Here is a 13541-nt window from a genome sequence, read left to right on the forward strand (position 1 = left end):
GGCTCGGCACTACCGCTTGTGCCCTCCCTTTCGCATGGCGAAGGGGAGGGTTGGGGAGGGGTGCTTTCTTGCTTTGGCTGCGAAAGCCCTTGCCGAGCATGGCTCGGCACTACCCGTACAACAGTGACTGCGTCTTTGGCCGGCTTCAATCCGCCGGCACGGTGCGTTCGCGCGCCCAGTCGCGTAGCGACTGCACCTGCTCGGCCATCAGTACCGACAGCGGTCGGGTGTTGCGGATCTCGGTCATCAGCAGGTCGGTGTCCAGCGGCTTGTTCTCCGCATGGGCGGCATACAGGCCGGCGACCACCGCCTGCTCGATCTCGGCACCGGAGAAGCCATCGCTGGCCGCTGCCAGCGCCGGCAGCGCAAACAGATCCGGCTGCAGTTGGCGTCGGGCCAGGTGCAGGTGCAGCAGTTCGACGCGGGTGTCAGGCGAGGGCAGGTCGACGAAGAAGATTTCGTCGAAGCGGCCCTTGCGCAGCAGTTCGGCCGGCAGCTCCTGCACCTGGTTGGCGGTAGCGACGATGAATACCGGGGCCTTGCGCTCGGCCATCCAGGTCAGCAGGTAGCCGAGCACGCGCCGCGACACGCCGCCGTCCTCGCCACCACTGGCCAGGCCCTTCTCGACTTCGTCTATCCACAGCACGCAGGGCGCCAGCTGCTCGGCCGAGGCCAGCGCGTCGCGCAGGTTCTTCTCGGTCTCGCCGTGGTACTTGTTGTACAGGGTGCCGAAATCCAGCCGCAGCAGCGGCACGCCGAAGCCGGCGGCGGTGGCCTTGGCCAACATCGACTTGCCGCAGCCCTGCACGCCGAGCAGCAGCATGCCCTTGGGCGGATCCAGCCCGGGCGGGACGTTGCCGGAGACGAAGACCGCGCGGCGCTGCTCGATCCAGCGCTTGAGCCGGCGCGCGCCGGCCACGTCGCTGAAACGGGCCGAATCGTATTCGTAATGCAGGTGGCCGCTGCGGTTGAGCAGCTCGAACTTGAGCTTGGCCAGCTGCGGCAGGTCATCGGCCTGCAGCGCGCCGTCGGCATAGATCAGCTGGCGGGCGATGCGGCGGGCGTCGGTCATGCTCAACCCGCGCAGGTTGCGCAGGATCTGCTGCACCGCCTCCTGGTCCACCTCGACCCGTCGCCCGCCGTTCTCCTGGGCATAGCTGGTCGCCTCCTCGCGCAGCATCTTCAGCAGCGCGTTGGCGTCGGGCAGGCGGGGATTGAAGCGGGTCGCCAGTGCTTCCAGTTCGGCCGGCAGCTCCACCTTGGCGCCGACCAGCACCACCACGTGGGGCTGGCTGTGGCGGCGCTGGATGATGTCGCGCAGCAGCCGCTGGTGGCTGGCGTAGCCCAGGTAGGGGTGGAAATCGAGCAGCAGGTAGATGCCGCGCTGGTCGGCCTCCTGGATCATGCGCAGGGCGGCGCTGGCGTCGGGTGGGCCGACCGCCTCGTCCTCGCGGTCCATGTCGATGCGGCGCAGGCCCTCGGTGATGGACCAGCGGTACAACGAGCGCCACACGTGCATCAAGGCCTCGCGGAACAGGCCCACGATACGGGTCTCGTCCTGCGTTTCGATGACGATCAGCGCGGTGTTGGCACGGATCAGTGCGGTCAGGTCCTGCAGCTCGCTCATGGTGGTTCCAATGCCGGGGGCGACACGATAGCAAAGCCGCAGGCCATGCCGGGGCTGCTTCCTCACCGGATGACTACCTTTGGTAACGCGGGCCGGTGTACGCTGCGGGCAAGTCCCGCGAAAACGAGGCGTGCATGAAGACGATTCTGGTAGCCGGCTCCAAAGGCGGCGTCGGCAAGACCACCATCGCTACCCATCTGGCCGCACACTCGGCCCTGTCCGGCCAGGCAACGGTGATCGCCGATGCCGACCCGCAGGGCTCCAGCACCCGCTGGGCGCAACGCCGCTCCAGCCTGGAGAGCGCAGTGCTGCCGGTGGACGTGCACCGCAAGAAGAACTGGGAAAAGCTCATTCCCGATGGCGCCGAGCAGGTCATCATCGATGCCCCGGCCGGGGCCTACGGCGAGGATCTGGAGCGTTTCATCGACACCGCCGATGCGGTGGTGGTGCCGGTGCTGCCCTCGGCGCTGGATATCGAGGCCATCGTCGGCTTCCTCAACAGCCTGTCAAAGATCAAGCGCATCCATTCGCGGGCGGTGCCGGTGGGCCTGGTGCTCAACCGCACCAAGCCGTGGACGCAGACCTCGCAGCAGGCCCGGCAGATGCTGGCGCAATGGCCGTATGAAGTGGTCGCGCAGCTGCGCGACAGCCAGAGTTATGTGGTGATGGTCGGGCTTGGGCGCAGCCTGTTCGACTATCACTCAGCACAGGTACGCGAGCACCAGCAGGACTGGGAGCCGCTACTCAAGTGGTTGAACAAGGTCTGACAGGAGTATTACCCGACCATGCGTGAATTGATCCTGCTGCGACATGCCCATGCCGAACCGGCGGCCAATGGCCAGGCCGATATCGACCGGCCCCTCTCACCGCATGGCCTGGCCGAGGCCGAGGCGGCCGGCCGTTGGTTACAGGAACACAAGTTGGTGCCGGACCGGGTGCTGTGCTCGCCGGCGCGGCGCACCCGCGAGACCTTGGAGGCGGTGCTGGAGCGCACCGGCTACGTCGAGCAGCGGCTGGAAGAACGTATCTACGAGGCCGCGCCAGGCACTCTGGCGGCGCTGCTGGACGAACACAAGGAAGTGGAACGCCTGCTGGTGGTCGGCCACAACCCGGGGCTGGAGCAGCTGGTGGCGTTGATGCACAGCGGCCAGTCCGGCGACTACCGTGGCATGCCGCCGGCATCGGTGGCGGTGCTGTCCCTGCCGATGGAGGCGGCGATAGAACCGGGCATTGCCCGGCTGACCGAATTCTGGTGGCCCTGAGCCCATGGCGGCGGCGCGGTATGGGCTGCTGCTGATTCTGTTGATGCTGAGCGGCTCGGTCCTTGCGGCCGAGCCACTGCATTTCGACACGGCGCACTCCCGCTTTGGTTTTGAGATACGTACCCGCTTCGGGCAGAAGGTGGAGGGGGTGTTCCCGCGTTTCGAAGGCTGGATCACCGTGTTGCCCGATGGCCGCCACCAGGTGCGGCTGCGCATGTATACCGAATACGTGGAAATCCCCGACCGGCCGCGCTACACCGGCTGGATCCGCGGCGAGGACTTCTTTGATGCAGCGCGTTACCCTGTGGTGGAGTTCGATTCGGACCCCTATGCGCCGCAATTGAGTGAAACCGGTGGCGACGTGCCAGGGCGCCTGTCGATCCGCGGTATCAGCCGGCCCGAGGTGATGCATCTGGCAAAACCTGAATGCGCACGGCCCGGCTATGATTGCGATCTGGTCAGCCGCGGTACCATCCTGCGTGGCCGATATGGCATGGACAGCTGGCAGATGGCCCTGAGTGATCGAGTGATATTCGTACTGCGTACACGCCTGGTTGGCGCCCCCAAAAAGTGAAAGCTGTCCTCCGTATCCTGCCGGTGCTGGCGCTGCTGCTGGCCAGCGGTTGTGCTTCGCTGTCCAATCAGCAGCGTGAGCGTGCCGAAGGCATTGCCGTGGCTGCCCGTTCCACCGAAGTGGCCTGTGACCAGCCCGACCGCTGTGCGCTGGACTCGCCGTTGCGGGCACTCGGTGGCAAGGCCATCGCCGAGTCCACCGCACAGGCCCCGCGCCACTACGCCACCATCCTCGATGAAGGCGAACTGTCGCTGATCGCGCGCTTGAACCTGATCCGCAGCGCTACCCGCAGCGTGGACCTGCAGACCTATATCTTCGACACCGACGACAGTGCACGGATGGTGATCGACGAACTGCTGGCCGCCGCCCGGCGCGGGGTCAAGGTACGTGTGCTGATCGACCAGCTCTCGGCGATCTCCGACCTGCAGATGCTGGGCGCGCTGTCCGGCGCGCATGCCAATTTCGAGCTGCGCGTCTACAACCCGGCGTTCGGCAAGGCCAAGCTCAATTACTTCGACTATGCCGGCAGCGTGCTGTGCTGCTTCCGCCGCTTCAACCAGCGCATGCACAACAAGCTGCTGGTGATCGACGATGTGATCGGCGTGGTCGGTGGCCGCAACTACCAGGACGACTATTACGACTGGGACAGCGAGTACAACTTCCGCGACCGCGACGTGGTGGTGGCCGGGCCGGAGGCGCGCGAGATGGCGGCCAACTTCCAGGCCTTCTGGGTGGCGCGTCGCAGCGTCCCGGCCGAGCGCCTGAACGATGTCGGCAAGACCCTGTTGAACGAGGGCGTGCCGGCCATGCCGGAGGCTGCGTTCCGCCGCCCCGAGCGGATCGCGCGGGTGGATGCCGAGGCATCGGACCCGGACTTCATCGAACAGGCATTTGTCGATACCGCGCTGCCGGTAAGTACCGTCAGTTATGTCGCCGACCTGCCGCGCAAGCATCGCCGTGAACGCGAGGCACAGCCGCTCAACGGCCAGCATGTGACCGAGCCGAAGCTGGATGCGCTGATCGCGCAGGCGCAGACCGAGGTGCTGCTGCAGACGCCGTACCTGGTGCTGTCCAAGCCCGCGCAGGAGTTGTTCAGGAACCTGCGCAAGCGCGAAGTGCCGCCGCGCGTGGTGGTATCGACCAACAGCCTGGCTGCGACCGACAACCCCATCGTCTATGCGCTGTCGTACAAGTACAAACGCCGCAACCTGCGCGAGCTGGGTTTCAACATCTACGAGTACAAGCCGTTCCCGCTGGATGCACCGATCGACTACGCGCAGCTGCTGCCAGCGCCGCTGGACGGTGAGCCGGTAGCGCCGGCGCCAGCACGCAGCCGGGTGATCGGTGGCAGCGCGGCGGGCAGCAATGTGCGCGGCAGCGGTTCCGGCCGCCGGCTCAGTGCCGACGGCAGCGAGGTCGAGCGCGAGGTGCTGCGCACCGAAACCCGCCCCTCCTTCCTGGGCACGCGCGCGGTCAACCGACCGCTGCCGGTGACCCGCCGCGGCGCGCGCATGGGCCTGCACGCCAAGTCGCTGGTGGTGGACCGCCGGATCGGCGTGATCGGTACCCACAACTTCGATCCGCGCAGCGAGAACTACAACACCGAGGGCGCGGTGATCATCGACGATCCCGCCTTCGCCGAGCAGTTGGCGCAGAGCATCCTGCGTGACACGCATCCGGACAATTCCTGGGTGGTGGCGCCGCGCGAAAAGCCGCCGGTGCTGTCGGGCCTGAACTACAGCCTCGGCAAGGCCTCCGAGGCACTGCCTATCCTGGATTTCTGGCCCTGGCGCTATGCAACCGACTACGCCTTCAAGCCGGGGCCGGAATGCCCGCAGCCGTTGCCCCGACAGGACCCGCGTTTCCACAGCTGTTACACCGCAGTCGGCGACTTCCCGGAAGTGAATGTCGGCCCCAAGTGGGTGCTGGTGCGCATGCTGACCGCCTTTGGTGCCGGGCTGGTCCCCATCCTCTGAGCCTTCCATTCCCCAACAGGTAGCTGCAATGAGCCAAGTATTCCGCGCGCCGGTTGACCTGAAGCTGGTCAATGCGTTGAGCCGCAACACGCTGATCGATCATCTGGGCATTGTTTTCACTGCCGCCGGTGATGATTGGCTGCAGGCCACCATGCCGGTGGACGCGCGCACCAAGCAGCCGTATGGGTTGCTGCATGGCGGTGCTTCGGTGGTACTGGCGGAGACGCTGGGCAGCAGTGCCGGCAACCTGTGCGTGGACCCGACCCAGCAGGTGTGTGTCGGCCTGGAGATCAATGCCAACCATCTGCGCGCGGCGCGCAGCGGCGTGGTTACCGGTACCGCACGCGCGCTGCATGTGGGGCGCACCACCCAGGTGTGGGAGATCCGCATCGAGGACGAGGCGGGCAAGCCGGTGTGCATTTCGCGGCTGACCTTGGCGGTTGTCGCGGTTGGGTGAGTGGTTGGCGTTCAGGGCCAAGAGCCAAGAGCCAAGAGCTGAAAAGCACCCCTCCCCAACCCTCCCCTTGCCTGCGGCAAAGGGAGGTGGCGCAGCTTTACCCCCTCCCTTGCGCGCAGCGAAGGGGAGGGCTGGGGAGGGGTAGCTGTTGCCGTTGCTCTTGTTCCCGCCCCGGCAAGCACCCGCTAAACCACCATCGCCACCGGCAGGTGCGCGCGCACCCAATCGGCCAAGGCCGGTGCCGGCAGGGCAGGGGTGAAGTGAAATCCCTGTGCGATCTCATAACCCTGCGCACCCAGCAGGCGCAGCTGCTCCAGACTTTCAACGCCTTCGGCGACCACCTTCAGCTGCAGGCTCTGGCCGATGTGGGCGATGGCCTGGGTCAGTGCGCTGGCCACCTTGTCGCCCTCGATGCCATGGACGAAGCTGCGGTCCAGCTTGAGTTCGCTGATCGGTAGCTGGCGCAGATAGCTCAGGCTGGAATAGCCGGTGCCGAAGTCGTCCATCGACAGCCGCACGCCCAGTGCATGCACCTGGCGTAGCGTCTGCAGGGTGATCGGGTCGCCGTCCAGCAATACGTCTTCGGTGATCTCCAGGGTCAGGTCACCCGCGCTCAGTGACTCCTGCTGCAGGATCTGGCTGATGCAGTCCGGCAGCGCCGCGCTGTGGAAGTTGGTCGGTGACAGGTTCACCGACACCGACGGTACGTCCAGGCCTTCCTGGCGCCAGCGGCGCAGTTGTCGGCAGGCCTCGCGCAATGCCCATTGGCCGAGATCGCCGATCAGCCCGGCTTCCTCGGCGAGGGGGATGAAACGGATCGGCGGCACGCTGCCCAGGCGCGGATGCTGCCAGCGCGCCAGCGCTTCCACGCTGTGCAGCTGGCCGCTGTGGATGTCGATCTGTGGCTGGTAATGCAGTTGCAGCTGGCCCTGCTCCAGGGCCTCGCGCAGCGCTGCCTCCAGCGCCATGCGTTCCTGCGCGCATTCGTCCATCTCACTGCTGTAGAAACGCACGCGGTTGCGGCCGTTGTGCTTGGCCTGGTACATGGCGACATCTGCATGGTGCAGCAGCGAATCCATGTCGCCACCGTCATGCGGAAAGATGCTGATGCCGATGCTGGCCGACGGGCGGATCTCCATGTCGCCCAGTGGCAAGGGCAGCCCGAGGGTACGCAGGATGCGTTCGCTGCGCTCGCTGGCCGTGGCCACGTCGCAGCGGTTGAGGACCACGACGAACTCGTCGCCGGAGAGCCGGCCGACGATGTCCATCGGCCCGGTCTCTTCCTGCAGGCGCCGCGCCACCGTGCGCAGCAGCTCGTCGCCACCAGGGTGACCGAAGGAATCGTTGATCTGCTTGAAGCGGTCCAGGTCGATGAACATCACCGCCAATGACTGCCCTTGATGGCTGGCCGCGGTGATCGCCTGGTCGGCCTGTGCGTGCAGCAGACTGCGGTTGGGCAGGCCGGTGAGGTCGTCGTAGAACGCGAGCCGGCGGATCCGGTTGCGGGCTTCCTCGCGTTCGAGCGCCAGCGCGCACAGGTGCACGATGACCTCGACCAGACGGTGATGGAAGCTGTCCGGATCGTAGGGCTGGCGGTAGTAGAAGGCGAAGGTGCCGAGCACGCGGCCATCGTTGGCCTTGATCGGGGTGGACCAGCAGGCGGCCAGGCCATGCTGCAGGGCCAGGTGGCTGATGCCCTCCCAGTTGGGGTCGGTGGCGATGTCGCGGCTGATCACGGTCTGGCCGGTATGCGCGGCGGTGCCACAGCTGCCGGTCTTCGGTGCCACCGGTACGCCGTCCACCAGCCGGGTATAGGCATCGGGCAGGCTGGGTGCCGCCAGGTGGCGCAGCCGTCCGTCCTCCACCCGCAGCACCGAGCACAGCACCTGCGGGGCGATCTTCTCCACCTCCAGGCACATCATCTGCATCACCTCGGCGGTGGGTACCTCGCGCACCATCGCGTCGAGCATCTTGTGCTGCAGGACTTCGTGCACCTTGGTGCGGGTGATGTCCATCAGCACGATGACCAGGTTCACCAGCGTGCCGTAGTCATCGAAGATGGGATTGGTGCTGACCGAGCACCACAATGGCTGCCCGTTCTTGCGGTAAAGCCGCTCGTCGGCGCGGATAGGCTGCCCGGCCAGCAGGCGTGCGAGGTAAGCGCCTATCTGCTCGGGCGAATAACTGTCCGGTGCCAGCAGCGCCGGCACGTACTGGCCCATCGCCTCGCTGTCGAGGAAGCCGAACAGACGCCGGAAGCCCTTGTTCAAATGCACGATGCGGCCTTCGGCATCGGTGATCAGCACCGCGCTCTGGGTTTCATCAAAACCCAGCGACAGCAAGCGCTCGCGCGCCTGCGCCAGCCGCCGGGCGGTGACATCGTGCACCAGTGCCAGATGGATGCTGCGGCCATTGTCGGCGATCTGCGACAAGGTGACGCTGATCCAGCAGGGAACGTCGTCCTTGCGGATCATCTGGATGTCGTGCGGATTGGCAGCCAGCTCCTGCACGCGGTTGCTGCTGCCGGGATACAGGCGGGTGTTGTAGCGCTCGCGCATGCTGGCGGGCGCCAGCGTGCCCAGGTTCTTGCCTTGCAGCTCGGTGCGGGACCAGCCGGAGATGTCCTCCATTGCATGGTTGACGTACAGAATGGTGTTGGTGTCGTCGAACAGAATCACGCCGTTGCCGATCTGCTCCAATGCCGCCGAGAACAAATGCAGCATGTCTTCTGTCGATGACAGCAGCTGCCGGTCCATCATGCGCTCCCCTGAACGATAGTGTTGTTGTACACACTTCATGCCGGGAAAGGTGCCGGCGTACCCCGATTCGGTGGGCTGGCCGGTACTTCCTGTCGATAGTGTGGCACGGCGCACCTTTTGGATGCGCCTCCGGCAAAGCCTGTCGGGGCGGCTGCCGTGCTGGCGGAAGCCGGACCGCATCCGGTATCGTGCGGGGATGACTTCCCCCCGTCCCGCCCGCCAGGGCGGTGTGGCCCGCGTGTTCCGTTACCTGTACCGCGTCCCGCTGCTCCTGGTTCACATTGTCCTGTTCCTGCCGCTGATCCTGCTGCTGATGACGCAGCCGTTGGGGCGTATCGGCCCCGCCAGCAACCCGCTGGAAGAGCGGGTGGTGCGCTGGTGGTCGGGCGGTTTGATGTGGATCTTCGGCTTCCGCCTGCAGCGTTACGGCCAGCCCTTGCCGGGCGCGGTGCTGTTTGTGGCCAACCACGTGGGGTGGGTCGACATCTGCGTGATCCACAGCCAGAAGATGGTCGGCTTTGTCGCCAAGCGCGAGATCGCCGGCTGGCCGGTGGTCGGCTGGGTCGCCAGCCGTGGCCACACCATTTTCCACCAGCGCGGCAACACCGAGTCGCTGGGCGGGGTGATGGAAGAGATGGTCAAGCGCCTGCAGGAACAGCGGCCGGTGGCGGTGTTCCCGGAAGGGCGCACCCGTGGCGGCACCGAGGTGGGTCCGTTCCATGCGCGCATCTTCCAGGCGGCGGTGGAAGCCGGCGTGCCGGTGCAGCCGATCGCGCTGCGTTATGGCGTGCGCGGTGATGCGCAGACCACGGTGGCGTTCGCGCCGGGCGAGAGCTTCGCCGGCAACTTCCTGCGTCTGCTGGGTGAGCCGGCACGGCGTGGTGAGGTGCATTTCCTGGAGCCGATCGGCAGCCAGGATCTGGAAGGTCGCCGGCGCATTGCCGAAACCTCGCGCGCGCGCATCGTGGCGGTGATGGAAGGGCCATAAGGTGCGTACCGCGGCCACCACAGCGTTGGGCAGTCCTCGCCAACCGGGTCGGCCATGCTGAGCGCCTGCAATTACCAGCCACCGCGCTGGCTGCGGAACCCGCACCTGCAGTCGATGCTGGCATCCAGCCGGGTGCGGCTGCGGCGCGGCAAACAACTGCTGGCCGGCACCGGTGCGCTGACCCAGGAACTGATGCTCGATGGCGGCGACGGTGTGCGCCTGCAGGCCTGGCACAGCCGGCTGCCGGGCACGCCACCCAAGGCGCTGGCGTTGCTGCTGCATGGCTGGGAGGGCAGTGCCGAATCCAGCTACATGCGGATGACCGCCGTACGTCTGCTGGAGCAGGGCTTTGACGTGGTGCGGCTGAACTTCCGCGATCACGGCAACACCCACCACCTCAATCCGGGCATCTTCCATTCGTGTCGTATCGACGAAGTGGTCAATGCCGCCGGTGATGTGGCGCAGCGCTTTGCCGACCTGCCGATGGTGGCGGCGGGCTACTCACTGGGTGGCAATTTCGTATTGCGGCTGGCCTTGCATGCGCCAGCGGCCGGGGTGCCGCTGCGGCACGTGGCCTCGGTATGCCCGGTGCTGGATCCGGGCATCACCATGGACAGCATCGAGCGCGGTCCGGTGATGTACGACTGGTATTTCCGCCGCAAATGGACCGGCTCGCTGCGGCGCAAGCGCGCGTTGTTCCCGGAGCTGGCCGACTGCGATGACAGCGTGCTGAAGCTGGACATCCGCGCGCTGACCGGCTGGCTGGTGGACCGGCATACCGACTTCGGCTCGTTGCAGGAGTACTTCGACGGTTACTCCATCGCCGGCAGCAAGCTGGCCGGCCTGCAGGTGCCGGCCGACATCCTGATGGCCGCCGACGACCCGGTGATTCCGTTCACCACCTTCGACCACTGGCAGTTGCCGGCCGACGCGCATCTGGAGATCGCGCGCTGGGGCGGCCACTGCGGTTTCATCGAGAACCTGCGTGGCGATGGCTTCTCCGAGCGCTGGGTGGCGCAGCATCTGGCTGCCGCCGTCGGCTGAACCCGGCGGGCGCGGCCGGGGCCGCTACAATGCAGGTTTGCGCTCACGCTGGACCGCCATGCAAGACAAGATCATTGAAGCCCTGCGCCGTAATGCCACCGACGAGGCCGTGACCCTGGCCCAGGCATGGGTTGGCGCGGAACCGCAGCAGGCCCAGGCCCACCGTTGGCTGGCGCTGGCCCTGCAGCAGGATGAGCAGCTGGAGCCGGCCCAGGCCAGCCTGGAGCAGGCACTGAGCCTGGCACCGGACGATGCCGCCCTGCATCTGCAACATGCCGGCCTGCTGCTGGCACAGCGTCAGATCGACGCTGCCGGTCAGGCACTGGACCGCAGCACCGCGCTGAACCCCAACGAGTTCTCCGCCTACCTGATGCAGGCGCACCTGGCCTTGGGCCGTGACGATATCGACGAGGCCGACCGCCTCGGGCGCTTGGCTGCCCGTGTCGATCCGGATAGTCCCGAACTGGGCGCGATTGAAGGCATGGTCGCGTTGCGGCGCGGCGACGCTGACCGCGCGCTGGCCATCCTGTCGGCCGCCAGCAGCCGTCTGCCGGGTGATGTCCGCGTGTTGTACGCATTGGGCTTCGCCTATCTGGGCAAGGACATGCTGGCCTTTGCCGAGCAGGCGTTCCGCCGCGTGATCGAATTGAACCCGAGCAACCACGCGCTGCGTGGCCTGGTCGTGCAGTTGGCCTTGCGCCAGGGGCACCTGGACCGCGCGGCCGAGATGATGCGCGAGGTACTGGCCACGCCGCAGGGCAATACCCCGGGCATGCGCCGCCTGGCCGGCGAGCTGGAGCTGGCCTCGGGCCAGCCGCTGCAGGCGCTGGAGCATCTGCTGCCGTTGCTGCAGCAGGTGCCAGGTGATCGCCCGACGCTGCAGATGTTGCTGATGGCCTGGCAGCGCCTGGGCCGCGAGGAAGAAGCGCGCAACGAGCTGGAAGCCGCCGTGCAGGCGCAGCCGCAGCTGCATGACCTGTGGATGGCACGGCTGGCCGTGGCCCAGGTCGGCAGCGAGGAGGCGGTCGACGTGGTCGAACGCTGGCTGGCGGCGATGCCGGAGCATCTGCCAGCGCTGGAAGCGCGGATGAGCCTGCATGACATGAACGACCAGGCCGAGGAGGCCGAGGCCGTGGCCCATCACATCGTCGCCCTGGAGCCGGGTCGGGTCAGTGGCGAACGGCGCATTGTCGAAGCCCTGCTGCAGCGTGAGCCGAGTGCGGCGATCGCGCATGTGCAGCAGCTGGTGGACAACGCCCCGGAACAGGCGCGTGCGAGTGTGCGCAGCTGGCTGGGTGCCATCCAGGACCGCGCGGGTGATCATGCCGGCGCAGTGGCTACCTGGTTGCGCCTGCATGAAGAGATGGCACCCAATCGTGTGCCGCTGCCGCAGCAGGCGCGGGCACCGGCCGAATGGCCGGCGATGGGTGAGGTGGCGGGTGACAACCCGATCAGGCCGATGTTCCTGTGGGGCGCACCGGGTTCGGGCGTGGAGCGGGTGGCAACGGTGATGGCGGCAGGCAGCCGTGTATTGCGCGCTGACCGCTTCGGACCGACCCCGCCCAATGATGCGTTCCAGAACTTCCTGACCCTGCAGCGGCTGGCAACCGACGCACTGACGCCGGAACAGCTGGTGCAGCAGTGGCGTGAGGCGCTGCCGGCACGCGGCATCGAAGACGGCAACGTGATCGACTGGCTGCTGTGGTGGGACAACGCGCTGCTGTGGGCGCTGCGCCCGCAATTGCCGGAAGGCCGCCTGGTCATCGCCCTGCGTGACCCGCGCGACATGCTGGTGGAGTGGCTGGCGCTGGGTGCACCGGCACCGCTGGCGGTGACCTCGTGCAACGAGGCAGCGCAGTGGCTGGCGCGCGCGCTGGCGCAGGTGGCACTGCTGCACGAGCAGGAGCTGTATACCCACATGATCATCCGTACCGACGACGCGGTGAACGATCCGGAGGCGATGGGTGCGCTGTTGGAGCAGGCCTTCGGTCTGCGTTTCCCGCCGGTGCGCAGCCTGGGTCAAGGCACCATTTCGGCCGGCCATTGGCGTCATTACGCACAGGTGCTGGCGGCGGAGTTTGCGCTGCTGACCCCGGTCGCGGTGCGTCTGGGTTATCCCGAAGCCTGAGCAAGGAGAAAGCATGAAACTGGACAGCCAGAGTTTTCAGAATGGGCAGCCGATTGCGGCCGAATTTGCCGCCGGTGATGCCAATGGCTTCGCCGGCAACCGTAATCCGCAGCTGGCATGGCGTGATGTGCCGGCAGGCACGCGCTCGTTCGCGCTGATCTGCGTGGACCCGGATGTGCCGACGGTGGCCGAGCTGGTGGGCCGCGACGACGTCAGCATCCCGCTGGACCAACCGCGTGGTGATTTCGTGCATTGGGTGATGGTGGATGTTCCTGCCGAGCTGCGCGAGATCGCGGCCGGCAGCTGCAGCGATGGCTTCACCGCGCATGGCAAGACGCAGCCGACCGGTCCGGCCGGTGCACGCCAGGGCATCAACGATTACACCGGCTGGTTTGCCGGCAATGCACAGATGAGCGGCACGTACTATGGCTATGACGGCCCGTACCCGCCATTCAACGACGAGCGCCTGCACCGCTATTTCTTCCGTCTGTTTGCGCTGGATGTGGAGCGTCTGCCGGTGGAAGGGGCATTCACCGCCGCCGACGTGTACCGCGCCATGCAGGGCCACGTATTGGCCGAGGCAGCCGTGCACGGCACCTATACCTTGAACAAAGCGCTGGCCTAGCAATGTAGTGCCGAGCCATGCTCGGCAGGGGCCTTGCAAGCAATGCCAATGTAGTGCCGAGCCATGCTCGGCAGGGGCCTTGCAAGCAATGCCAATGTAGT

Annotated in this window: 11 protein-coding genes; 9 read left to right on the forward strand and 2 right to left on the reverse strand. The window is 66.6% G+C overall.

Going from position 1 to position 13541, the window contains the following annotated elements; translation table 11 throughout:
• Nucleotides 1–145: 145 nt before the first annotated feature.
• Nucleotides 146–1627, reverse strand: a complete 1482-nt coding sequence (locus tag RT131_RS16745; RefSeq protein WP_313173904.1) for an AAA family ATPase — start codon at nucleotides 1625–1627, stop codon at nucleotides 146–148.
• Between the two features lie 134 nt (nucleotides 1628–1761).
• Between RT131_RS16745 and RT131_RS16750 the strand changes: the two genes are divergently transcribed.
• Genes RT131_RS16750 through RT131_RS16770 form a run of 5 tightly spaced genes read left to right on the forward strand, consistent with a single transcriptional unit; the run spans nucleotide 1762 to nucleotide 5896 of the window.
• The gene (locus RT131_RS16750; RefSeq protein WP_313173905.1) at nucleotides 1762–2394 is read left to right on the forward strand and encodes a ParA family protein; all 633 of its coding nucleotides are present in this window, start codon (nucleotides 1762–1764) and stop codon (nucleotides 2392–2394) included.
• An 18-nt stretch (nucleotides 2395–2412) separates the two neighbouring features.
• On the forward strand, nucleotides 2413–2889 hold the full coding sequence (locus RT131_RS16755) for a histidine phosphatase family protein (RefSeq protein ID WP_313173906.1): 477 nt from the start codon (nucleotides 2413–2415) through the stop codon (nucleotides 2887–2889).
• Nucleotides 2890–2932: 43 nt separating this feature from the next.
• On the forward strand, nucleotides 2933–3463 hold the full coding sequence (locus RT131_RS16760; protein WP_313173927.1) for a YceI family protein: 531 nt from the start codon (nucleotides 2933–2935) through the stop codon (nucleotides 3461–3463).
• Nucleotides 3460–5439 carry a phospholipase D family protein gene (locus RT131_RS16765; RefSeq protein ID WP_313173907.1) on the forward strand — a complete coding sequence of 660 codons (1980 nt, stop codon included), beginning with the start codon at nucleotides 3460–3462 and terminating at the stop codon, nucleotides 5437–5439. Before RT131_RS16760 ends, RT131_RS16765 begins: the two co-directional genes overlap by 4 nt.
• Before the next feature lie 28 nt (nucleotides 5440–5467).
• Nucleotides 5468–5896 carry a hotdog fold thioesterase gene (locus RT131_RS16770; protein ID WP_313173908.1) on the forward strand — a complete coding sequence of 143 codons (429 nt, stop codon included), beginning with the start codon at nucleotides 5468–5470 and terminating at the stop codon, nucleotides 5894–5896.
• A gap of 185 nt (nucleotides 5897–6081) precedes the next feature.
• Here RT131_RS16770 and RT131_RS16775 read toward each other — a convergent pair whose 3' ends face one another.
• Nucleotides 6082–8652, reverse strand: a complete 2571-nt coding sequence (locus tag RT131_RS16775) for an EAL domain-containing protein (protein WP_313173909.1) — start codon at nucleotides 8650–8652, stop codon at nucleotides 6082–6084.
• Between the two features lie 199 nt (nucleotides 8653–8851).
• Here RT131_RS16775 and RT131_RS16780 point away from each other — a divergent pair, with 199 nt between their 5' ends.
• The 4 genes from RT131_RS16780 to RT131_RS16795 are packed head-to-tail and all read left to right on the forward strand — an operon-like array spanning nucleotide 8852 to nucleotide 13440.
• The gene (locus RT131_RS16780; RefSeq protein ID WP_313173910.1) at nucleotides 8852–9643 is read left to right on the forward strand and encodes a lysophospholipid acyltransferase family protein; all 792 of its coding nucleotides are present in this window, start codon (nucleotides 8852–8854) and stop codon (nucleotides 9641–9643) included.
• Between the two features lie 57 nt (nucleotides 9644–9700).
• Entirely contained in the window at nucleotides 9701–10687 is a 987-nt protein-coding gene (locus RT131_RS16785; RefSeq protein WP_313173928.1) for an alpha/beta fold hydrolase, read from the forward strand.
• Nucleotides 10688–10745: 58 nt separating this feature from the next.
• A complete protein-coding gene (locus tag RT131_RS16790; RefSeq protein ID WP_313173911.1) occupies nucleotides 10746–12815 on the forward strand; it encodes a tetratricopeptide repeat protein in 2070 nt (689 codons plus the stop codon).
• Between the two features lie 13 nt (nucleotides 12816–12828).
• On the forward strand, nucleotides 12829–13440 hold the full coding sequence (locus RT131_RS16795) for a YbhB/YbcL family Raf kinase inhibitor-like protein (RefSeq protein WP_313173912.1): 612 nt from the start codon (nucleotides 12829–12831) through the stop codon (nucleotides 13438–13440).
• Nucleotides 13441–13541 lie beyond the last annotated feature (101 nt).

The sequence above is a fragment of the Stenotrophomonas sp. genome, from assembly GCF_032066555.1.
In the GTDB taxonomy this organism is placed as follows: domain Bacteria; phylum Pseudomonadota; class Gammaproteobacteria; order Xanthomonadales; family Xanthomonadaceae; genus Stenotrophomonas.